The following is a 22,362-nucleotide window of genomic DNA, read 5'->3' as shown; positions in this document are numbered from 1 at the left end:
CGGGGGCCCCGCTTATGCAGAATGCGTTAAGCGGGGCCCCCTCCTTTCCGGCCCGCGGTGTTGGGCGAGGGCGCCGGGGTGGTCTGGTGCTCTGCCTCGTCGGCGAGCGCCGCGCGCAGCAGGGCGCGGGCCGTCCCACTCATGAGTTCGGTCGCCTCGGCGCGGGACAGGCCCGCGATGTCGACGAGCCAGACCAGCGACTCGATGCCGGTCGCGGATCGGATCGCCACGGCGAGTCGGTGGATGTCGACTCCCGGATGGGTGTCGCGTAACGGAGACAGGGCGTCCTCGATCCACACGATGGCTTGACCCTTGCGTAGCTGGGGTTGTGCGGCCCCGGGCTCCAGGGACAGCCGGAGGGAGGTCCGCAGCTCCGGCTCCCACTGCGTGGTGGTGCGGGTGAACTCCCGCATCACGAGGTCGAGTCGGATGGACGGGTCATCCGGCGCGCCGTCGGGCAGCAGGGACCGCTGCTGGATCTCCGGATGCGTGCTGGCGAAAAGGCTGCGTTGGTTCGGGAAGTATCGGTAGGCGGTCGTGCGGGAGATCCCGGCCCGGGCCGCGGCATCCTCCACCGTCGGCATGGCCCCCTCGGCCAGCAGCTCGCGGGTGGCGGCGACCAACGCGGCTCGGGTGCGTGCCTTCTGTTCGCGGCGGCCGGTCGCCTCATATGGTATCGCCATTCTCATCATGGTACCGTCGTCCCATGGGACTTGAGTCCCATATCACCGCCGCTGCCAGCATGGGCGTGGACGAAGCGAGGCGACCGTGGACAGTGCAGACCCCGCCATCACCGACCCTGAGCTCTACAAAGTGATCTTCGAGAACGCCCGAATCCGGGTGCTGGAATACAAGGACGGCCCCGGCTCCAGGACACATCCGCACCGGCACCCGGACACGGTCATGTACCCGGTGACCTCGTTCCAGCGGCGGATCACGGCCGGCGGTCGGCAGGTCGAAGTGGACATTCCCGCCGGGGGCGTCCGGTGGGTCGCCGCCCAGGAGCACGCGGGAGAGAACATCGGCGAGACCGTCACGCACGCGATCTTCGTCGAGCTGAAGGAGCCCGCCCCGTCCGGGACCAGCGGTTCCCCGCTCGGTCCCAGCGCCAACTGACCCTCCGTGCCGCCGGAAGTGATCAAGGCCGGCGACCGCCGACCGACGAATGATTGGTAGCGATGATGAAGCACCGTCCGATCTCGGCAGCGGTCATCTGCTGCGCTGCCCTTGTGCTCACGGCGTGCACCGCGGACCCGGACCCGAAGGAAGCGGCCGGGTCCGCCGGGCCGACCGGCGCGGCGGACCCGGCCGCATCGTCGTCACCTGCCGACGGCGCCGCTCCCGTGTCAGCGAAAGATGTCTGTACGTACCTGGACGGCCAACTGCCGACGCTGCGGGGAATCGGGTCCGAAGTTGGCGTCATGGCCAACCTCACCGGCAACCTCTACTCGTGGTACGAGTCGAAGAAATCCGTGCCGTCGGGCCGGCAGATCGACGAACAGACCCGGCAGGAGTGTCCGGCCACCCGGACCGAGGTGCTCAAGCTCGCCGGTGTGGAGAGCTTCGAACGGCTGTGAGCGTCCGCTCAGAAGTCGTCGTCGAACGTGACGCTGCCGGTCACCCCGACCTGGTACGCCGACACCCGCCGCTCGAAGAAGTTCGACAGCTCCTGCACGTCCTGCAACTCCATGAACGCGAACGGGTTGCCGCTGCCGTACATCGGCGCGAGGCCCAGCGCCGCCAATCGCCGGTCCGCCACGTGTTGCAGGTACCCGCGCATGTCGGCCGGCGACATCCCGGAGACGCCCTGGTCGAGCAGGTCCTCGGCGAACTGCGCCTCGCACTCCACCGCCTCGGCGAGCATGTCCCGGACCTGCCGTTCCAGCTCGGCGTCGAACAGCTCCGGCTCCTCGGCGCGGACGGTCTCCACCACGTCGAACGCGAACGCCATGTGCATCGACTCGTCCCGGAACACCCAGTTGGTGCCGGAGGCCAACCCGTTGAGCAGCCCTCGGGACCGCAGGAAGTAGACGTAGGCGAACGCGCCGTAGAAGAACAGCCCCTCGATGCACGCGGCGAAGCAGATGAGGTTGAGCAGGAACGCCCGCCGGTCGGAGCGGGTGCGCAGCTCCCGCAGCTCGTGGATCGAGTCGATCCAGCGGAAGCAGAACTCCGCCTTGCGGGCGATCGACGGGATGTTCTCCACCGCCGCGAACGCGGCGAACCGCTCCCGCTCGTCCGGCACGTACGTGTCCAGCAGGTTGAGGTAGAACTGGACGTGCACCGCCTCCTCGAAGAGCTGGCGGGACAGGTAGAGCCGCCCCTCCGGCGAGTTGACGTGCTGGTAGAGGTTGAGCACCAGGTTGTTGGCGACGATGGTGTCGCCGGTGGCGAAGAACGCGACCAGCCGGGACACCAGGTGCCGCTCGGCCGGCGAGAGCCGCTCCAGGTCGGCCAGGTCGGCGTGCAGGTCCACCTCCTCGACGGTCCAGGTGTTGCGGATGGCGTCGCGGAACCGGTCGAAGAAGTGCGGGTAGCGCATCGGCCGCAGGGTCAGGTCCATGCCCGGGTCGAGCAGCATCGGGCGGGTCTCGGGCACGGTGGTCACTGGCAGGCCTCGCAGCTCTCGGGGTTCTCCAGGGAGCAGGCGAGCGCCTCGTCGTCGCGGGCGGGCACCGGGGCGAGCACCGGGGCCACGGTGGCCTGCTGGATCCGGGTCGCCGGACGCGACCGCACGTAGTAGGTGGTCTTCAAACCGGACCGCCAGGCGTACCGGTACATCGAGGAGAGCTTGCCGATGGTCGGCGCGCTCAGGAACAGGTTCAGCGACTGCGACTGGTCGACGTAGGGCGCCCGCGCGGCGGCCAGGTCGATCAGCGCCCGCTGCGGCAGCTCCCACGCGGTCCGGAACAGCTCCCGCACCTCGGCGGGCAGCTCGGTGACGCCCTGCACCGAGCCCTCGGCCCGCTTGATCCGGTCGCGGACCTGCGGCGTCCACAGCCCACGCGCCTTCAGCTCCCGCACCAGGTACGTGTTGACCTGGAGGAACTCGCCGGACATGGTCTCCCGTTTGAACAGGTTCGACACCTGCGGCTCGACGCACTCGTAGCAGCCGGCGATCGAGGCGATGGTGGCCGTCGGCGCGATGGCCACCAGCAGCGAGTTGCGCAGCCCGAACGCGGCGATCCGCGCCCGCAGCGCCGCCCACCTGTCGACCTGGGTCGGCGTCGCGCCCCAGAGGTCCGGGTGCAGGTCACCCTTCGCGGCCCGGGTCCGCGGGTACGCCGGATGCGGCCCGAACCGCTCGGCCAGCCCGGCGGAGGTCTCCAGCGCGGTCAGCAGGATCTCCTCCTGCACCCGGGTGGACAGCTCCCGCGCCGCCGGTGAGTCGAACGGCAGGCGCAGCGTGAACAACGCGTCCTGGAGGCCCATCAGCCCGAGCCCGACCGGCCGCCAGCGCGGATTCGACGCCGCCGCCTGCGCGGCCGGGTAGTAGTTGATGTCGATCACCCGGTCCAGGAACACCACCGCGGTGCGCACGGTGGCCCGCAGCTTCTCCCAGTCGACCCCGTCGGCGGTGACGTGCGCGCCGAGGTTCACCGAACCGAGGTTGCACACCGCGGTCTCGGCGTCGTCGTTGACCTCCAGGATCTCGGTGCACAGGTTGGACAGGTGGATCACGTTGCCCGGCTCGCCGGTCTGGTTGGACAGCCGGTTCGCGGCGTCCTTGAACGTCATCCACCCGTTGCCGGTCTGCGCGAGTGTGCGCATCATCCGCCCGTACAGGTCGCGGGCCCGGACCGTGCGGACCGCCTTCTTCTCGGCCGCCCGGTACGCGGCGTCGAACGCCTCGCCGTACAGGTCAGGCAGTTCCGGCGCGTCGGACGGGTCGATCAGCGACCAGTCCTCGTCCGCCTCGACCCGGCGCATGAACTCGTCCGGGATCCAGTTGGCCAGGTTGAGGTTGTGGGTGCGCCGGGACTCCTCGCCGGTGTTGTCCCGCAGCTCCAGGAACTCCTCCACGTCCGGGTGCCACGGCTCCAGGTAGACGCAGGCCGCGCCCTTGCGCCGGCCGCCCTGGTTCACCGCCGCCACCCCGGCGTCGAGCGTCTTGAGGAACGGCACGATGCCGTTCGACCGCCCGTTCGTGCCCCGGATCAGCGCGCCCCGGCCACGCACCCGGGACCAGGAGATGCCGATGCCGCCGGAGAACTTCGACAGCTTCGCCACCTGGTGGTAACGCTCGTAGATGGAGTCCAGCTCGTCGCGGGGCGAGTCCACCAGGAAGCACGACGACATCTGGGTGTGCCGGGTGCCCGAGTTGAACAGCGTGGGGGAGCTGGGCAGGTAGGCCAGGCTGGACATCAGCCGGTAGAGGCCGACCGCCTCGGCCGGGGTGTGCGACAGCCCGCAGGCCACCCGCAGCAGCCAGTACTGCGGCGTCTCCACCACCAACCGCGACTCCGGGTGCCGCAGCAGGTAACGGTCCGCCACCGTACGCAGTCCGAAGTACTCGAACCGCAGGTCACCGGCCGGGTCCACGGCGTCGTCCAGCTCGTCGGCGTGGCGGGCCACGAACGCGGCGGTGTCGTCACTGATCAGCCCCAGCCCGTGCGCGTACCCGATCGACTCGCTGAAGCGCGTCACCTGCTGCCCGCGGACCTCCTCGTCCACGTACGCGGCCAGCAGCCGGGCCGCCAACCGGGAATATTGCGGTTCCTCGCCGATCAGCTCCGCCGCGGTCTGGATCGACAGCCGGTCCAGCTCCGCGGTGCTCGCCCCGTCGTAGAGCCCGCTGATGGTCCGGGTGGCGATCCGCAGCGGATCGACCTCGTCCAGGTCGGCGACCCAGCGCTCGACCGCCCGGACGATCCGGTTGACGTCGACCGGCTCGGTGTCGCCGTCCCGCTTGCGGACCCGCATCGCCAGCCGGCGCTGCTCCGGCCCGGTGGCACCGGACCGCTGACTCTCCTGCACGACCCTCATGACCTCTCCCTCGCTGGCACCGATGGTCTCGGCCGGCGGGAGAACGCCAACGGGCACGGCACGCAGGACCGGCCCGGCTGCTGGCGTCGGTCGTCCCGCGCGACCTTCGACCGCCGCGCGCGGCAGCGCACGGCGCGCTGGCAGGTCTTCGGACTCGCGGGCGTGACACGAGGTCGCCTACTGGCCGTCGCTTCCCAGGCCGGTGGCCCAGTGCTGATGACGGCGGTCGTTCCCACTCACCGCTGCGGGGCAGTCCCGGACTTCCACCGGGTTCCCTCTTGCCTCGGCCGCGCCTGTCAGACGCGGCCGAACCAGCTGCGGGGACACCATATATGGCGGTGATGCCCGGCGGGCAACACCAGATGTCGCGTCGGGCGTGTCGGCTGCGTCTCACCGCTGGAGGTGAAGGCGGGGCCCCTTGTTAACGCCTCCGGTAGAGGAGGGGGCCCCGCTTAACACCGCCGCCCACCGATCGGCTCAGGCCACGAACGACACCTCGGGGAAGGAGCGGCTCGGGCCGCGCAGCAGGTGACCCCGGTGCCGCAGGTGCCTGTCGAAGAAGGCCAACGGGTACGCCTGTTGGATGCGTACCGCGCGGGCGGGGTCGAGGGTGCCGATCCAGCCGGTGAGCTCCTCGTCGCTCATCCCGATCACCCGGGCCAGTTGCGGCACCAGCCACTGGTTGTCGCCGTACGACTGGTGGAGCGCGCCGGCAGCCTGGACGTTGAGCCGCCAGCCGTGCAGGTGCGACCAGAACTCGGCGACGGCGGGCTCCGTGACGCGGGTGTACTCCGCCGTCATCAGCATGAACGGCCGGTCCAGGTCGGTGGGCCGCGGCTGGGACAGCATCGGGCCGTCGAAGCTCAGCCCGGCGCGTACCCGCTGGTCGGTGCCCATGGTGAGCGCGGTCGCGGTGCCCCCCTTCGACCAACCGAACATGCCGATCCGGTGCGGGTCCAGCGCCGTGCACAGCCCGGTCGGGAGCGGCCGACGGTCGACGTCCGGGTTGCCGCCGGCGGCGAGCACGGCGATCTGGTCCAGCACGAACCGGACGTCGCGCGTGTAGGTCCACGGCGTCGAGTCGTAGTCGTCCTCCCGGACGGTCACCCGGCCGTCCGGGAACTCGGTGGGCCCGTCGTACGTGTGGTCCACCGTGACCACCGCGTATCCGTGGCTGGCGAGTTCCTGGACCACGATGGTGGTGTCCGATCGGTGGCTGCCCGCGCCGTGCGAGTAGACCACCACCGGCAGTCGACGGGCGGCGCGTCGCACCGGCGCGCCCTCGTGGCCGGCCGTCAGCGGCGCCCGCACCGCGTCGGGATCGAACCCGGTGGACTCCAGCAGCGCGCGGAGCGACGCGGCGGTCATCCACGGCGCGCGCGGGTGCCGCCACACGTCCCGGGCGGGATACCAGACGCTGACCATCAGCTCCCGGTGCCGCCCCGGGCCGGCAAGGGGGTCCGGCTGCGACCGGTCGACCAGGTGCAGCGGCACCGTGCCCACCGGGTGGGGCCCGGTCGGCGCGGGCAACGTGAGCCGGACCGGGCCCGGATCGGCGGTGGCCGCCGGCGCGTGGCCGGCGGCGCCGATCGACGCGCCGGCACCCACCGCCAGCGCGGCCCGGACCAGGGTGCGGCGGGTCATGCCGTGTTCGGGGACGGATGTCTCGGTCATCAGTGATCCTCCTTGGCGGCTTTATTCACTCAGTATATATACCGAGTGTATAGATGCAAGCGCGTGCCCCGGTCCACGGCCGGGTGCCGCGCCTACCAGGCGACCGGCAGCGCGGCCGGGCCGAGGATGGCGTGGCCCGGCTTCCACGGCACCTCGTCCGGCGGCACCGCGAGGCGCAGGCCGGGCAGCTCCCGCAGCAGCAGGCCGAGCGCGGTGCGGACCTCCAGCGCGCCCAGGTGGGCCCCGATGCAGTAGTGCGCGCCGTGCCCGAAGGACAGGTGCGGGGTGGGCGCGCGGTCGAAGTCCATCCGTTCCGGGTCCGGGAACACCGCCGGGTCGCGGTTGGCGGCGTCGTGCGAGGGGACCACGATGTCGCCCGCCGCCAGTCGGGCGCCGCTGGGCAGCGTCACGTCCGCCATCACCCGCCGCGGCATCTCGTCGCCGTTCGCGGTGGAGTGCAGCCGCTCCAGTTCGGCGACCGCGCCGTCCAGCCGCTCGGGGTGCGCGACAAGGTACGTCCAACCGGTGCCGGCCGGCCCGTACGGCTCGGTCTGGAGCACGTGGACGAACGTGGCGATCGAGCTGGCGGTGGTCTCCCAGCCACCCACCACGAGCGAGATCGGCAGCTTGATCTGGACGTCCACCGGCTGGTCGGCGGCGGCGGTCGCGATCCGGCCGAGCAGGTCGTCGCCGGGTCGGCCGCGTCGCTGTTCGAGCTGCTCCCACAGGTAGCCGCCCATCTCCTCGGCGGACCGGGCCGCCTCCTCGCGGCTCAGGTCGCCGGTGCCGAGGAACATGTCGCCCCACCGGCGGAACCGCATCCGGTCGTCGGTCGGCAGGCCGAGCAGGTCGCAGATCACGTCCAGCGCGAACGGGACGGCGAAGTCGCGGACCAGGTCCGCCGGAGCGCCCCGGCCCACCATCGCGGCGAGCCGCTCCTCGGCCGCGGTCCGGACCGCGTCGCGCATCCCGTCGACAGCCGGTCGGGTGAACGCGTCCTTCACGGTGCCGCGCACCCGGGCGTGCTCGGCCCCGTCCATGCCGAGCATGGTGCCGGACACGTCGACCTCGTCGGCGTGCGCGGCGGCGGCCCGGGAGAAGACGTCCTGCCGGCGTAGCACCTCGCGCACGTCGGCGTACCGGCAGATCAGCAGCGCCGGAACCGGTTCGCCGCCGACCCGGCGGACGATGGGCACCACCGGAGAGCCGGCGGCGAACCGGGCGTAGTCGGGGTGCTTGCGCGGGCCGGGCGGCCGGTTGACGCCGTCGGCGTCCTGGTAGAAGGGGTGGGGGCGGCGGGCGTCGATGTCCGTCATCCGTCCACAGTGCCAGCTCCGTCCCGACGGCGGGGCCCCGCCGTCGGTGCCGGATGATGCCTAGCCGGCCGACCGGCTCGACGCGCGGGCGCGGCCGTACTCGGTGAGGGCGTGGAAGGCGGCCTTGGGTGTCCACGAGCCGTCCGGCAGCACGCGCACGATGCCCCGGGCCGCCAGGTCGTAGTCGTGCTCCGGGTCCTCGGTGGTGGGCAGGTGCCGGTTCGCGAACGTGTAGACGAAGGCCGCCTCCACCCCGCCCGCCTCGTAGTCGCGCAGCAGGTCGACGAGGTAGCGGGCCTGGCCCTCCTCGTCGCGCTCCAGCGTCGCGGTGAGCTTCGCCGCCCGGCCGTGCTCGTCGTAGGTCACCGGTTCCGTCGCGCCCGCGACGTCGGCGGCGCCCCGGTACGTGCAGCAGCCGAACTCCGTGGCGGCGTACGGCTTGCCCTGGCCCACCGCCGCCGCGAGGCTCTGCGGAAACGCCGCCGCGTTCGTGGCGTCGCGGTAGCCGGCGTCGCTGGCGATGATGTCGAACGGGGTCCAGTCGACGCCTTCGAGGGGGATCGAGGCGTATCCGACCGGGCCACCGAACCGCTCGCGCACCGCGGGAAGCGCGTCGGCGAAGAAGTCGCGCACCGCGGCCCGCGCGACCGGGACCGCCTCCCGCATCCGCATCGGATCGGTGAACAGCGCCAGGCGCTCGGTCAGGTCGCGGCCGGGCAGGAAGCCCTCGGTGAACATGGAGATCTCGGAGCCGGTGAGGTAGACGACCGTGGCGCCCTCGCGTCGTAGCCGCTCGGCCCGTTCGGCGCCGTCGAGCAGGAACGCCATGAGCCCGGCGCGGTCCAGGCCGTTGGTGAACGGGCAGTACCACACCTCCAGCCCGGTCTCGGCCGCCAGACGCGCGGTCAGCTCCAGCCGGTCCTGGACGCCGCCGGTGATCCGCACCGCGTCGCAGTGCAGCTCGTCCCGGATGACCCGCAGGTCGCGCCGTACGGTCTCCGGGTCGAAGGGTTCGTGGGTGGTGGACCCGGCGCTCACGAAGCCGGTGTCGTAGTTCATGCCGAAGACGCGCATCTCGCGTTCCTCCCCGTTCGGTAAGGTACGCCGCGTACCTTACAGGGTACGTCGAGTACCCTGCAAGCCATGGGCACGAGGCGCCGGGGCGAGGAACTGGAACGGGCGATCCTGCACGCCGCCGCGGCGGAACTGCGCGAATCCGGATACTCGGGGATGACGATGGACCGGGTCGCCGCCCGCGCCGGCACCAACAAGAACGCCATCTACCGCCGGTGGCCGCACCGGGCGGCGCTGGGCATCGCGGCGTACCGCCACCTGTCCGACGCCGCCATGCCGAACCCGGACACCGGAACGTTGCGCGGCGACGCGCTGGAGATGCTCCGGCGGGCCAACGAGACGTGGTCCTCGCCGCACGGGACGATCCTGCGCGGACTGCTCGCCGCCGCGGCCGACGACCCGGAACTGCTCACCATGATGCGGGAGCGGTCCGGCGCGGACACCATGGACCGCGCGTGGCTCGGGATGCTGGAACGGGCCGCGGCCCGGGGCGAGGCGCCGGCGGCGGCCGTCCGGCCCCGGGTGGCGACGGCGCCGATGATGCTGCTCCGCGCCGAGTACGCGATGCGCGGCATCCCCTCGGTCCCCGACGAGGTGCTTGTCGAGATCGTGGACGAGGTGTTCCTGCCCCTGGTGCGCGGCCACGGCTGACCCGGCGCCGACCCGCACGGCGGCCCCGGCCGGACCGGCAGTGGCACCGGCCCGCCGGACGGTTCGCGGATCGGCGGTCGCGCGGCCTCAGGACCCGCTCGGCACCGGGGCCGGGCGCGGCCGGCGGAGCAGCCCGAGCACGCCGTCGAGCACGAGGAAGCCGAGCAGTGGGCCGCCGAACCAGGGCAGCGCCCAGCCGAGCGCCACCACCACCGGCACCCCGACCAGCAGCGCCCCCCGGCGCACCCCGCGTACCGACCCACGGGTCGGCGGCGTGCCCAGCGGGGTCCGGCGGTCGGTGCGGGTGGGGCGGCGCTGCCACCACATCCGGTACCCCCAGACGACGACGCAGAGCAGACCGAGCGCGAGCGCGGCGAGCAGGGCCTGGTTGACCGGCCCGAAGAGCCGGCCTATGTGGGCCTGAATGCCGAGTTTGCTGAGCTTCGCCAGGACCGGCCAGTCGGCGAAGGCGCTGCGGGCGGTGACCGTGCCGGCGACCGGGTCGACGGCGACCCGGTCGTACCCGACCGGCCACACGTCGTCGGTCTGGGCGACCGTCCACGCGGTGCCGTCCTCAGCCGCGGGGGTGATCGCGACCGGCCCGGACAGGCCGGCGGCGCGGGCGCTGCCCAGCACCCGGTCGTAGGTCGCCGGGTCCGCCGCCGGGGCGACGGACGACCCGCCGTGCTGGTGTCCGCCACCGGCGGCCGGTGGCGGACCGGCGAGTGCGGTGGAGATCTCGGGGGCACCGGCGCGCAGCGCGTCCAGGCCGGCGCCGAAGTTCGCCCCGGCGTAGCGCGACCAGGTCAGGCCGGTGGCGGAGAGGAACAGCAGGCCGACGGAGAGCCAGACGCCGGTCGTGGCGTGCCAGCCTCGGGTGCGCCGCACGCCCCGGCCGGCGGACAGGTCGGGTACCAGCAGGTGCCGGACGCGGGCCCGGCCGGCGGCGCGCCGACGCCACCACAGCACCACGCCGCCCAGCGCCAGCACCCACAGCCAGCTCGCCGCGATCTCCGAGTAGTGCCGGCCGACATCGCCCAGGTGCAGGTTGCGGTGCAGGTCGTCCAGCCAGGTGGTGGCCGGCGTGGAGCCGAACCAGGTGGTCAACCGGCCGGACACCCGGGCGGTGTACGGGTCGACGTAGACGGTGTGCTGCCGGTCGCCGAGGTCGTCGCGGGCGAACACCACCCGGGTGGTCCGGTCGCCCTGGCCGGGCTGCACCTCGGTGAGCGTGCCGTCGGGGTGCACGGCACGGGCGGCGGCGATCTGCTCGGCGAGCGGTCGGGGCTGCTCGCCGACGGTGGAGACGGTGAGCTTGTCGCCGTAGAGCGCGTCGTCGAGCTGCGGGGTGAGCGTGTAGGCCAGCCCGGTGAGCGCGGCGACCAGCAGGAACGGCGCGACGAGGATACCGGCGTAGAAGTGCAGGCGGGTCAGCAGCGCGGTCAGCGGCGTGGGCCGACGCGCCGGCCGGGCCGGCGCGGTGGGGGAAGCCGGCGCGCGGTCGCCGGGCAGTTCGGTCACGGACACGTGGGCAACTCCGATCGGAATGAGGAACGAGGAACGGGAATGGCCGGCCCGCTGCCCGTCGAGCCGTGCCGTGGTGCGCGGTTTCCGCCTCCCGGGTGAGTGGTCGGGCCGGGTCGCGCGGAAGTTCCCGCCGGTGTCCCGATCAGTTCCGGTCAGGGGCGCGCGCGGCGGCGGCGAGGAACGCGTTGTAGCGGGCCAGGTCGTCCTCCGCGCCGGTCGCCTCGGCCCGGTCCGCGGCCCGGTCGAGGCGGCGCTGCTCGCGCAGGTCGGCCCGGATCCACTGCCGGACCAGCAGGATCATGACGACGGCGGCCGGGATCTCGCCGAACGCCCAGGCGATGCCGGCGCCCAGCTTCTGGTCCTCCAGTGGTGACGCGGCCCAGTCGGGGTGCACACCGAGGTACCAGTCCGGGGCGATGACGGTGGTGGTCTGCATCAGCGCGAGCCCGAAGAAGCCGTGCGCCATCATCGAGGCCAGGTGGATGAGCACGAGGACGGGGTGGGGGAGCCGGGGTCGGCCCGGATCGGTGCCGATGAGTACCCAGAACAGCAGGTAGCCGGATGCCACGAAGTGCCCCAGCATGGCCAGGTGCCCGAGGTGGGAGCGCATCAGCGTGCCGAGCAGATCGCTGAAGTAGAGGCCGAACAGACCGGCGGTGTAGCTGCCGAGCGCCACCAGCGGATGGGTGAGCAGCCGGGTGGGGCGGCTGTGCAGGGCGCGCAGCAGCCACTCCCGGGTGCCGCGTACGCCTGGTTCGGTCGGACGGTGCAGGGCCCGCAGCGCGAGCGTGACCGGGGCGCCGCCGACCAGCAGGATCGGCACCAGCATGGACAGCACCATGTGCTGGGCCATGTGCGCGCTGAACAGCACGTAGGCGTAGCGGGCGAAGCCGAGGCCGGTGGCGGCGGCCAGTACCAGCAGCCCGCCGAGCCAGCTCGCGGTGCGGGCCACCGGCCAGTGGTGCCCGCCCTGGCGCAGCCGGCGCACCCCGGCCAGGTAACCGCCGATGCCGACCACGGTCACGGTCAGGAGGAACAGCTCGGGCAGCGGCTGCCCGAGCAGGTGTACCGCGGTGGGCGCGGCCGGCATCGGGAAGCCGAGCACGCCGGTCACCGGGTCGGCGTCGACCGGCTCGGGGATCGGCGCCGGGCTGCGCGACAGCGCCACCGCCAGACCGATGGTGGCGGCGAAGACCACCAGTTCCCCGGCGGCCAGGCGGGCGAACGCATTGCGCCGCCCGGCGGCCAGACCCGGCAGGGTACGCGTGCGGTGGGCGGCGCCGAGCAGGCCGAGCAGCACGAGCGCGGCCAGCTTGCCGAGCACCAGCCAGCCGTACCGGGACTGCCAGAGCTGGTCCACCGTGCCGAGGCGGACCGCGGCGTTGGCCAGGCCGCTGATCGTGACGGCGACGAAGCAGGCGAGGGCGAGCCGGCTGTAGCGCCCGGCGGCGCCGGGCAGGTGCCGGCTGCGGCGGGCGGTCAGGAGCGCGGCCAGGCCGCCGGCCCACAACGCGGCGGCGAGCACGTGCAGCGCGAGGCTGGACACCGCGATCTGGTGGTTGCCCGCGCCGGCGGCGTGGCCCGTCAGCGCCGGAGGGAGCAGACCGACCAGCGCCAGCCCGGCGGCGACCGCGGCCGTGCGACGGGACACGCCGGCCCGGGCCGCCACCGCCACGACCGCCGCCAGTCCGGCCTGCACCAGTAGCGACCGACCCTGTGTGATGTCGACGCCGAAGCTGACCACACTCACCTCGCCGAGCCGGTCGAGCGGCGCGCCGAGCAGGTCGGACACGGTGAGCACCAGCAGCGTCAGGGAGGCCACGGCCCAGCCGGCTGCGGCCAGGCCGGCGCGGCGCAGCAGCAGCCAGCCGTGCGCGGAGACGCTTGTGCCGTCGCCGGGCAGCAGGAACGCGGCGGTCACCGCGAAGCCGACGGTGAGCGTGCCGAGCCCGTCGGCGAGCAGCCGTACCGCCGGTAGAGCCCAGGTGGTGACCGGGCCGGGATCGGGCAGGCCGGGGATCGCTGCGGCGAGCGCGCCACCGGTCCGCAGCGCGAGCAGCAGCACGGCCACCGCCGAACCGGCCGCCACCAGCAGAACGAGCCAGCCATGCGGACCACCTCCCAGCGGTCCGGCTCCGGTCCCGGGACCGCTGGCCCCGGGCGCGTCGGCGGTCGCCGCTGGGCCGGTTGCGGACGCGGCGACGCCCGTCGCGGCCGGGGCAGCCACGGCGGGATCGGACCGGTGGTGGGACGAGTGCGACGAGGGCTGATGCACGGTGCGGAACCTGGTTTCGAATCGGGGTGCCGGGTCGGATCCGGCCGCTGACGTCAGGAGGCGCGGCGGCGTCGCGTCAGCAGCGCGAACGCGCCCAGCACGGCCAGGCCGGCGACCGCCCCGGCGGCCAGGGGCACCACCGGCGGGCTGTCGTCGGCGCCGCCGGTGGTGGCCGCCGGGCTCGCTGCGGTGTGGCCGCGGGCCGTGCCGGTCGCGTCGGGTGCGGTCGACCCGGCGGTCGGGTCGGCGACGGTGAACCGGTACGAGCCCTGTACGGGGTGGCCGTCGGCGGAGACCACCCGGTAGGCGACGGTGTAGGTGCCGTCGGGCAGTGGCTGGTCGACGGTGATCGTGCCGGTGGTACCGCCGACGGTGGGTGCGCCGGTGGGGACCTTCCGTCGGTCGGCGTCGCTGAGGACGATGGTGGTGAACTCCGGGTTGAGTTGCTGGAGGAAGCGCAGCGTGACGGAGGTCGGCGCGGTGGTGAGTCGGGCGTCCTGGGCCGGCGTGGCCGTCCGGAGCGCGTTGTGCGCCGAGGCCGGCGTGGCGGGCAGCAGCAGTGCGGCGAACACCAGGGCCACGACGGCGGCGGATCGGGTGCGCATCTGGTCGGGAGCCTTCCTGGTGGTGGTCAGTCGAGCACCTGTTGGCCGATCCAGCCGCCGTCGGGGCAGCCGGGCGGTACGGCGAACACGGCGGAGCCGATCGGGGTGGTCCACTCGTTGAGCAGGTCCCGTTCGGCGAGGCGGCGCTGGATGGGCAGGAACTGGCGGGTGATGTCGGCCTGGTACGCGGCGAAGATGAGGCCGCTGTCGGCGTGCCCGTCGGCGGTCGGTACGCCGTCGTAGTTGTAGGGCCGGCGCAGGAGCTTGAGCCGGTCGTCGGTGACATGGGCGCGGGTCAGGTGGGAGAAGTCGGGGATGACGGTGAGCCCGTCCGGTCCGAGGGCGGCGAACTCCGGCTCGTCATACTCGGCAGTGCCGGTCAGCGGCGCGCCGGTGTCCAGTCGTCGACCCACCGCGATCTCCCGGTCGGTGCGGCCGAGCAGGTCCCAGGTCTCCAGGTTCATGCTGATCCGCCGCACCACGATGGTGGTGGAGTCGTGCAGCCAGGCCGGCCCGTCGGTGACCCACACGGCGGTGTCCGCGGGGGTGCCGGGTTTCGGGTTGGCGGTGCCGTCGAGTTGGCCGAACAGGTTGCGCTGGGTGCGTCCCGGTTCGGCGCCGGCGGCCCGCCGGAAGCCCTGCTGCACCCAGCGCACGGTGGCGAACGGCCGGCTGTCCTTGACCAGGACACGCTGGGCGTGGGCGACGGTGAGCGGGTCGTCGGCGCAGATCTGCACCAGCAGGTCCCCGCCGGTCCAGCGGGGTTGCAGCCGGTCGATGCGGAAAGCGGGTAGCTCGGCCACGGACGCCGGGCGGCGGTCGGCGCGCCCGGCGGCGGCGTAGAGGCCGGGGCCGAAGCCGAACGTGACGGTGAGTCGGGCGGGTAGCAGGCCGAGTTCCGGCTCGGTGTCGGCCAGCGACGGGCGGCCCTGGGTGAGGCGGGCGGCGTCGTCGGAGAGCAGGCGCAGCATCCGGCCGATCGAGGCCCGGTCGGTACCCGGTTTCAGGGTGAAAGCGACGAACGCGGCGTGCGCCTGCGGCTCGGTGGTCACGCCGGACTGCCGGGCGCCGTGGAACGGCTCGACCGCGGTGCCGACCTGCGCCACCGGTACCGGCTCAGGGCGGACCCCGGGGTCATCGGGTCGGGCGGCGGCGATCGTGACACCGCCGGCCAGCGCGCCCCCGACAGTGAGCGCGCCGCCGGTGAGCAGGCCACGCCGACTCACCGCACGGCCCGTGGAGGAACCCTCGGTCATGCTGTGCCGGCTGGGCATGCCCTCACGGCCCTCGCTTCGCTCGGTGCGTTCGCTCATGCCGGCGGGTTCGTGCTCATCTCCGGCATCGGGGTGTCGCCGTGGCCGGGGGCGTAGGACTCCTGAGCGCCGGTGAACGGCTTCGCCACCGCGCGGAAGGTCTGGGTGCGGCCGTCGGCGAAGGTGAGGGTGAAGCTCACTTCGTCGCCGGCCCTGACCGGCTTGGCGAGGTCCATCAGCATCAGGTGGTCGCCGCCGGGCTCCAGCGTGGCCCGAGAGTGCGCCTTGACCACGATGCCGCCCTGCTTGGGCTGCATGACCATCTTCCCGTCCTTCATGGTCATCTCGTGCAGTTCCATCGGGGAGACCTCGGTGGCGGCCTTCGTGATCGTCACGTCGGCGTCGCCGTCGTTCACCAGCGTGCCGAACGCGGCGGTCATGCCCTTGTCGGCGGCCTTCACCCACGGGTCGCGGATGCCGAGTACCCCGGCCGCCGCGCCGGTCGAGGCCGAGGCCGTCGACGTCGCCGACGAGACCGCGGTGGATGACTCGTCGGACGACCCGCAGGCGGTGCCGGACGCGGCCAGCAGGACCGCGCCGATCAGGGCCGCGGGGCGCAGGAACCGGCCGCTGGTGGTGCTGGGCATGACATTGTCCCCTCGAAGATCGGTGTACCTGTCGTTGGTCGGAGCGAGGGGTCGGTTAGTTCCGGTGGGTGGGACCGGTCGTGTCACCCGGCGCGGCGAGCCGACGGAACCGCCGGCCCGCCGCGTGGCGCGCGGCTCAGCAGTTGCGCAGCGTCGGGGACTGGTTCAGCAGTTGGCCCCGGCTGGAGGTGAACCGGCGGTACGCCTCGGAGCCGGCGGCGGACGGCCGGAACGCGGCCACCCGGTGACAGTTCTGGAACGCCAGCCGCACCCCGAAGTGACGCTCCAGACCGGCGCGGATCGCGTCGCTGGCGAGTGCGCGCAGCAGTTGCCCGCGCTCGGTCTCGCCCGGCGGCGGGACGACGTTGTCGGTGAAGTCGGCGTCGGTCGTCGCCAGGTCGGCGACCACCCGACTGACGGTCTCCCAGGCATACGGCAGGGAGTCGCGGACGCAGGCGACGAACGCCTCCTCGGACACGGGACCGGCCTCGGCGGCGCGGAGCAGGGCGGGCGGAACGGTGAGCGACATGTCTCCTCCACTTCCGGAAACGACAACCGTTTCCATTAAGCTGACGTGGTGAGCACATCACGGCTGGTTCGGCCCGGTCAAGCACCGCCACACGCGAAGCGGCGGACGGGCCCGGAGCCCGTCCGCCGCTGTCGGCGCGTCGTGGGTCAGCCCAGACGCGCCTCGATCGCCTCGATGATCCGGGGCCGCAGCTCGGCGGCGCGGATCACCGCGTCCACCGAACCGACCTCGACGGCACGCTGGATGCTGTGCACCCGGTCGAACTCGGTGGCCACCTCGCCCAGCTTCTCGGCCCGCACCGACGACCGCAGCTCGTCCAGCTCCCCGGTGAGCGTCGCGCGCTCGGTGCCGGCGGCGGCCCCGACCCGGCGCTCCAACTCGCGTACCCGGGGATCGGCGGCGGTGCGCGCGGCGACCTCGCCGGCGAAGACCACGGCGGCGGCCGGCGCGCCACCGAGTACCGAGGCGAACGAGCCCTCGATCGCCAGCACCGTCATGGCCGGGTTGAGCGCCTTGGAGAACACCACGAACGCGCCGCCGTGGTAGCGCGAGATCACGCAGAACACGATCGGGCCGCGGAAGTTCACGATCGCCCGGCCGATCTCCGCGCCGTACTCCAGTTGCAGCTTGCGCATCGACTCCGGCGAGCCGTCGAAGCCGGACAGGTTGGCCAGCACGACGAGGGGCCGGTTGCCGCTGGCCGCGTTGATCGCCCGCGCGGCCTTCTTCGACGACCGGGGGAACAGCGTGCCGGCGGTGTAGGTGTCCGGGCCGTCGGTGGGCGGGAACCCGTGCCGGGGCACCGACCGGGACTCGATGCCGAGCAGGCAGACCGGGATGCCGCCGAGGTGCACGTCCTGCACCACCGCGGTCTCCGCGTCGGCCATGCCCGCCCACCGCTCCAGCACCGGGTGGTCCTGGTCCGCGAGGGCCCGCATCACGGTACGGATGTCGAACGGCTTCTTCCGGTCCGGGTTCGCGGTGGCGGAGAAGATCTCCCCGACCGTGGTGAAGTCGCTACCGGCCACCGTGTGCGGGAACGTCGACACGTCCCGGTCCACCGGGTCGGTGGTGGTGGCCCGACGCGGCGCGTCCTCACCCGGCGCCACGTACGTGTGGTCGTAGTGCGCCATCAGCACCTCGTGGGCGGCCGGCAGGTTCGGCGCCCAGTACTGCGCCTGCCCGTTCGGGCCCATCACCCGGTCGTAGCCGCCGATGCCGAAGTTGTCCTCGGCGGACACGCCGCCGGAGAAGTCCAGCGACTGCTTGCCGGTCAGCACCATCGCCGAGTCCGGCGTCATCACCAGCACACCCTTGGTGTGCATGAGCATCGTCGCCTCGGCGTTCCAGTACGGCTGGGCGCCGACGGTGATGCCCGCCACCACGATGTTGATCTCGCCGCCGTCCTGGGTGAACTCGACGATCCGCTTGAGCGCGGCGGCCACCCAGTCCATGTTCTCGGTGCCCGAGGTCATCGAGATCCGGGCGCCGGCGGAGAGCGCGTACCACTCCAGCGGCACGCCCATCCGCTGCGCCAGGTCCAGCGCGGCGATCACCCGCCGGCACTCCGGCTCGGAGAGCGCGCCGAGCGACTTGGTCGGGTCGCCCAGCAGCACCACCCGCGTCACCCCGTCCGGGTGCCGTGGCGTCGGCGTACGGACCACGCCGGCCACGATCGCGGCGGTGTTGCGCCCCTTCGGCCGGTCCACCGGCACCAGCGTGTGCTCGGCGTCCAGGTCGTGCTCGGTGAACTCGCCGAGCAGCCCGGTCAGCTCGTACGGGTAGACCGTGTTGCGGCTGGCCGCCCGCAGCACCTTGAGCCGGTAGTCGTCGAGGGGCTCGACCGGCTCGGTCGGCGGCTCCCCGACGAAGAGTCGGGCCTGCCCGGTAACGTCGAACGCGATCCGCACGCCGACCTTGGTCAGCTCCCCGGTCCGGCGGTCCCGCTGCCGCCCGATGAACAGGATCTCCTCCAGGTCCGCGCCGACCGTGGTCGGGCGCACCCGGGCCGCGATCCGCTCCATCTCCTCGCGGGTCAGCTCGCTCGGCGGCCAGACGTAGATGACGATCCGGTTGGTCGGGAACCGGACCTTCGACGGTCGCCGGGACTGCGCCCGGCGGATCGAGTCGATGCAGGCGGTGACCGCGTCCTCGGTGGTCGGCAGCGCCACCAGCCGGCCGTCCTGCTCGCGCAGCTCGGTCAGGTCCCGGACCTGGGCGAACGCGACGAGCCGCTGGTCCGTCGGGTTCTCCTGGGCGACCGCCTGGAAGAGGTAGACCTCCTCGTCCAGCGACGGCAGCCGGGTCAGGTCGAACCGGTGCAGCCGCTCCAACTGCATCCGCTGCGCGATGTACGGGTGCAGGCCCCGGATCAGCCGCTCCTCGGCCATCGCGGTGCCGTCCGGACGGAACGTGAAGTGGTGGTGCATCACCGCGCCGCCGCGCCCGGCCACCGTGGTGGTGAGCCGGCGCACCCGGTCCGGCAGCGGATGCGCGTTGATCACGTCGAGCAGCGCGGCGGCGGTGGCGTCGAACTCCTCGGGCTGGTTCTCCCAGGCCAGGTAGACGTCCGCGTCGACGGCCGCGCAGTCCGCGGCGACCTCGGCCAGCCCGCGCAGCGCGTCGCCGAGCGCGTCGAACCGCACCGCGGCCGACACCACGCTCGACTCCGCGCGGTCGGCCACCACGAACACGCAACCCCCGGCCGTACGGGTGCGGACGCCGGTGAGCGCCTTGTTGCCGTAGTAGCGGCGGGTCAGCACCTCCAGCATGGTCGCGTTGTCCAGGTTGTCCCGGACCAGCCGCTGACCGAGCAGCCGGACCAGCGGCTCGGTGCTGCGGACCATCTCGGCGACCCGCTCGTCGCGGTCCGGCGCGTCCGGCTGGCGGTCGAGGTGACGCAGGTGCGACCGGACCCGCGCGTACACCCGGGCCCGGTTGCGCCGCAGCAGCGGCTGGGCGAACCAGGCGAACACCACGCCCCGGGCCAGGTCCGCGACGACCGGGAAGCGGACCTGGGTGGCCGCGATCAGCCGCTCCAACGCGAGGCCGGCGGGCTCGCGCAGCGCCTCGTCCGGCGGCAGCTCCCGCAGCCAGGAGCGGAGCAGCGCGGCGATCACGGCGGCGTCGACGGTGGCCCGCTGCTGGGCCAGGAAGATCCGGAACACCGCGGCCTCGAGCGCGGGGGAGCGGTCCAGCTCGCGCACGCCGTAGTGACCGAGCGCCTTGGCCAGCCGGGCCCGGAACGCCTCCGGCGAACCGGCCCGCTCCACGTCGAGGCTCTGGAGGTAGATGTGGAAGTGCTCGCGGGCGCTGTGCAGGTGCCCACCGGGACCGTCGTCCCCGCCCGGCCGGTTGCGGCTCAGCTCGGCCAGGTCGGCGAAGACGTCGACCAGTTCCAGCTCCTCGGCCAGCGGCCGGTGCCCGGCCTCGGTGGCCGCGCGCCGCGCGTCGAGGTAGTCGTCGAGGACGCGGCGCTCGTCGTGCGGGTCCACGTCGAAGCCGAGCAGCAGCCCGCGCAGGTCCTCCTGGCCGCGCTCGACCCGGGTCCGCGCCGGGACGTCCGCGGGCGCGTCCGGCAGGTCCAGCTCCACGGCCTCCTCGGCCGGGGCGGCGGCCTCGGCGCCCTCCTCGGCGACCGGCTCCAGGCGCAGCAGCGGCGCGCCGGCCTCCACCTGGGTGCCGACCGCGACGGCGCACTCCTTCAGGCGGGCCCGGAACGGCGCCCGCAGCACCGTCTCCATCTTCATCGCCTCCAGCACCAGCACCGGCGCGCCGGCCTCGACCTCCGCGCCGACCTCCAGCGGCGTGGCGACGACGAGCGCCGGCATCGGGGAGCGCAGCACGCCGCCCTCGTCGCGGCTGATCCGGTGCGTGACGCCGTCCACCTCGACCAGGTGGACCGGCCCGTGGGTGCCGGTGAGCAGGCGGTAGCGGACGCCGTTGACGGCGATCTGCCCGGTGTGCCGGTCGAAGCGGTCCAGCTCGACGTCGGCGGTACGCGCGTCGCCGCCGGCCTCGATGCCGACCCGGAACCGGTGCGCGCCGACCCGGGCCACCCGCATCCGGTAGCTCGCGCCGCGCAGCTTCAGGTCCAGCGGCCGGCCGCTGCGGTGCTGCACCTGGGGCCGGCCGCCGGCCGCGGTGGAGAGCAGCCGCTGCCGCTCGGCGCTCTCGTCCTCCTCGTACGCCTCGATCGCGGCGGCGGCCAGCGCCACCGCGGAGTGCCGGTGCCCGACCAGCCGGCCCTCGCCGCGGACCCGGTCGATCCAGCCGGTGTCCGCGCTGGCGTCGATCACCTCGGGCTGGTCGAGCAGGTCGAGCACGAAACTCTTGTTGGTCGCCCCGCCCTCGATGACCACTGTGGTGTCCGCCATCGCGCGGCGCAGCCGGCCGAGCGCCTCGTCCCGGTCCCGGCCGTACGCGATGATCTTGGCGATCATGGAGTCGAAGTCGGCGGGGATGGTGTCGCCCTCGCTGACGCCGGTGTCCACCCGGATGCCGGGGCCGGCCGGGAGGTCCAGGCGGGTGATCCGCCCGGGGGAGGGGGCGAAGTCCCGGTCCGGGTCCTCCGCGTTGAGCCGCGCCTCGATGGCGTGCCCGCGCTCGGCCGGCGGCGCGCCGGTGAGCCGGCCCCCGCCGGCCACGTGCAGCTGCGCCTTGACCAGGTCGAAGCCGGTGGTCGACTCGGTGATCGGGTGTTCGACCTGGAGCCGGGTGTTCACCTCCAGGAAGGCGAAGAGCCGGTCGCCGGGGTGGTAGAGGAACTCCACCGTGGCCGCGCCGCGGTAGCCGACCGCGACCGCCAGCCGTTCCGCCGACGTCTTCAGCTCGGCGACCTGCGCCGGGTCGAGCAGCGGCGAGGCCGACTCCTCGATCACCTTCTGGTTGCGCCGCTGCACCGAGCAGTCCCGGACGCCGAGCGCCCACGCGGTGCCCTGCCCGTCCGCGATCACCTGCACCTCGACGTGGCGGGCGCCGGTGACCAGGCGCTCCAGGAACACCACGCCGCTGCCGAACGCCCGGGCCGCCTCCTGGCTGGTGCGCTCGTACGCGTCGGTCAGCTCCGCGTCGCTGCGGACCACCCGGATGCCGCGCCCACCGCCGCCGGCGGTCGCCTTCAGCATCAGCGGGTAGCCGATCTGCGCCGCCGCGGCCACCGCCGCCTCCAGGCTCTCCACCGCGCCGCGGCTCCACGGCGCGACCGGCACGCCGACCTCCTCGGCGATCAGCTTGGCGCCGATCTTGTCGCCGAGCTTGCGCATCGCGTCCGCGCTCGGCCCGACGAACGTGACACCGACCTTCTCGCACAGCTCGGCGAACGCCGGGTCCTCGGCCACGAAGCCCCAACCCACCCAGGCGGCGTCCGCGCGGGTCTCCACCAGCGCGCGTTCCAGCGCCTTGAGGTCGAGGTACGGGCGGGCGGACGCGGGCCCGAGGTCGTAGGCGACGTCCGCCTCGCGGACGAAGGTGGCGGTGCGGTCGACGTCGGTGTACAGCGCGACGGTCTCGATCCGGCTGCCGGTCTCCGCGGCCAGTTCCCGGACCGCGTGGATGAGCCGCATGGCGGCCTCACCACGGTTGACGATGGCGACACGGGTGAACACGTGACCGTCCCCTTCGGTAGACCCACGGTGTTGCGCCGGGTGGCGGCGGTGCCCCCGGCTTGCCTCACCCTGCCGTCTGCCAGCGGGCCGCGCCATGTCGTAATCGCCGAACCCTGAGCGGCGACCGTTGTAGGAACCACACAAAAGTTTTTATGCCAATACGCTGGACAGCGCCGTCCCCGAGCGGGGCCGGCGCTGTCCAGCGGTGACGTGGGCGGT

16 protein-coding genes and 1 riboswitch are annotated in these 22,362 nt (G+C 73.3%); of the genes, 3 read left to right on the top strand and 13 right to left on the bottom strand.

Annotated features, from left to right (window positions below; genetic code table 11):
- Nucleotides 1-26: 26 nt before the first annotated feature.
- Nucleotides 27-683 carry a TetR/AcrR family transcriptional regulator gene (locus tag OG767_RS19315; RefSeq protein ID WP_405089834.1) on the bottom strand — a complete coding sequence of 219 codons (657 nt, stop codon included), beginning with the start codon at nt 681-683 and terminating at the stop codon, nt 27-29.
- A gap of 85 nt (nt 684-768) precedes the next feature.
- Between OG767_RS19315 and OG767_RS19310 the strand changes: the two genes are divergently transcribed.
- Nucleotides 769-1,116 carry a cupin domain-containing protein gene (locus tag OG767_RS19310; RefSeq protein WP_405089833.1) on the top strand — a complete coding sequence of 116 codons (348 nt, stop codon included), beginning with the start codon at nt 769-771 and terminating at the stop codon, nt 1,114-1,116.
- A 305-nt stretch (nt 1,117-1,421) separates the two neighbouring features.
- Nucleotides 1,422-1,577 carry a hypothetical protein gene (locus OG767_RS19305; RefSeq protein WP_405089832.1) on the top strand — a complete coding sequence of 52 codons (156 nt, stop codon included), beginning with the start codon at nt 1,422-1,424 and terminating at the stop codon, nt 1,575-1,577.
- Nucleotides 1,578-1,585: 8 nt separating this feature from the next.
- Here the strand turns inward: OG767_RS19305 and OG767_RS19300 are convergent, their stop codons facing one another.
- From OG767_RS19300 to OG767_RS19280, 5 genes are all read right to left on the bottom strand, one after another.
- Nucleotides 1,586-2,581, bottom strand: coding sequence for a ribonucleotide-diphosphate reductase subunit beta (locus OG767_RS19300; protein ID WP_107157380.1), 996 nt, complete (start codon nt 2,579-2,581; stop codon nt 1,586-1,588).
- A 23-nt stretch (nt 2,582-2,604) separates the two neighbouring features.
- Nucleotides 2,605-4,986 (bottom strand): ribonucleoside-diphosphate reductase subunit alpha, encoded by a 2,382-nt coding sequence (locus OG767_RS19295; protein ID WP_405089831.1) that lies wholly within the window; start codon nt 4,984-4,986, stop codon nt 2,605-2,607.
- 121 nt (nt 4,987-5,107) lie between these two features.
- A riboswitch (cobalamin riboswitch) is annotated at nt 5,108-5,317 on the bottom strand.
- Nucleotides 5,318-5,463: 146 nt separating this feature from the next.
- Nucleotides 5,464-6,660 (bottom strand): alpha/beta hydrolase family protein, encoded by a 1,197-nt coding sequence (locus tag OG767_RS19290; protein WP_405089830.1) that lies wholly within the window; start codon nt 6,658-6,660, stop codon nt 5,464-5,466.
- A gap of 92 nt (nt 6,661-6,752) precedes the next feature.
- Entirely contained in the window at nt 6,753-7,976 is a 1,224-nt protein-coding gene (locus tag OG767_RS19285) for a cytochrome P450 (protein ID WP_405089829.1), read from the bottom strand.
- Nucleotides 7,977-8,036: 60 nt separating this feature from the next.
- Nucleotides 8,037-9,050 carry a hypothetical protein gene (locus tag OG767_RS19280; protein WP_405089828.1) on the bottom strand — a complete coding sequence of 338 codons (1,014 nt, stop codon included), beginning with the start codon at nt 9,048-9,050 and terminating at the stop codon, nt 8,037-8,039.
- A gap of 69 nt (nt 9,051-9,119) precedes the next feature.
- Between OG767_RS19280 and OG767_RS19275 the strand changes: the two genes are divergently transcribed.
- The gene (locus OG767_RS19275; RefSeq protein ID WP_405089827.1) at nt 9,120-9,701 is read left to right on the top strand and encodes a TetR/AcrR family transcriptional regulator; all 582 of its coding nucleotides are present in this window, start codon (nt 9,120-9,122) and stop codon (nt 9,699-9,701) included.
- 87 nt (nt 9,702-9,788) lie between these two features.
- Here OG767_RS19275 and OG767_RS19270 read toward each other — a convergent pair whose 3' ends face one another.
- The 7 genes from OG767_RS19270 to OG767_RS19240 form a co-directional block, all read right to left on the bottom strand.
- Nucleotides 9,789-11,228 (bottom strand): PepSY-associated TM helix domain-containing protein, encoded by a 1,440-nt coding sequence (locus OG767_RS19270; RefSeq protein WP_405089826.1) that lies wholly within the window; start codon nt 11,226-11,228, stop codon nt 9,789-9,791.
- 142 nt (nt 11,229-11,370) lie between these two features.
- The gene (locus OG767_RS19265; protein WP_405089825.1) at nt 11,371-13,317 is read right to left on the bottom strand and encodes a cytochrome c oxidase assembly protein; all 1,947 of its coding nucleotides are present in this window, start codon (nt 13,315-13,317) and stop codon (nt 11,371-11,373) included.
- 239 nt (nt 13,318-13,556) lie between these two features.
- Nucleotides 13,557-14,108 carry a copper resistance protein CopC gene (locus OG767_RS19260; protein ID WP_405089824.1) on the bottom strand — a complete coding sequence of 184 codons (552 nt, stop codon included), beginning with the start codon at nt 14,106-14,108 and terminating at the stop codon, nt 13,557-13,559.
- Nucleotides 14,109-14,134: 26 nt separating this feature from the next.
- Nucleotides 14,135-15,364: a Dyp-type peroxidase gene (locus OG767_RS19255; protein ID WP_405094249.1), complete on the bottom strand. Its 1,230-nt coding sequence runs from the start codon at nt 15,362-15,364 to the stop codon at nt 14,135-14,137.
- Nucleotides 15,365-15,417: 53 nt separating this feature from the next.
- Nucleotides 15,418-16,008, bottom strand: coding sequence for a copper chaperone PCu(A)C (locus OG767_RS19250; protein ID WP_405089823.1), 591 nt, complete (start codon nt 16,006-16,008; stop codon nt 15,418-15,420).
- 136 nt (nt 16,009-16,144) lie between these two features.
- Nucleotides 16,145-16,537 carry an SCO5389 family protein gene (locus tag OG767_RS19245; RefSeq protein WP_405089822.1) on the bottom strand — a complete coding sequence of 131 codons (393 nt, stop codon included), beginning with the start codon at nt 16,535-16,537 and terminating at the stop codon, nt 16,145-16,147.
- A 146-nt stretch (nt 16,538-16,683) separates the two neighbouring features.
- Nucleotides 16,684-22,143, bottom strand: coding sequence for a carboxyl transferase domain-containing protein (locus OG767_RS19240; RefSeq protein WP_405089821.1), 5,460 nt, complete (start codon nt 22,141-22,143; stop codon nt 16,684-16,686).
- Between the last annotated feature and the right edge of the window lie 219 nt (nt 22,144-22,362).

It is taken from the genome of Micromonospora sp. NBC_01392, from assembly GCF_045040125.1.
Taxonomy (GTDB): domain Bacteria; phylum Actinomycetota; class Actinomycetes; order Mycobacteriales; family Micromonosporaceae; genus Micromonospora.
The sequence above is the reverse complement of the archived record's forward strand: the minus strand, read 5'-3'. Positions and strand labels throughout refer to the sequence as shown.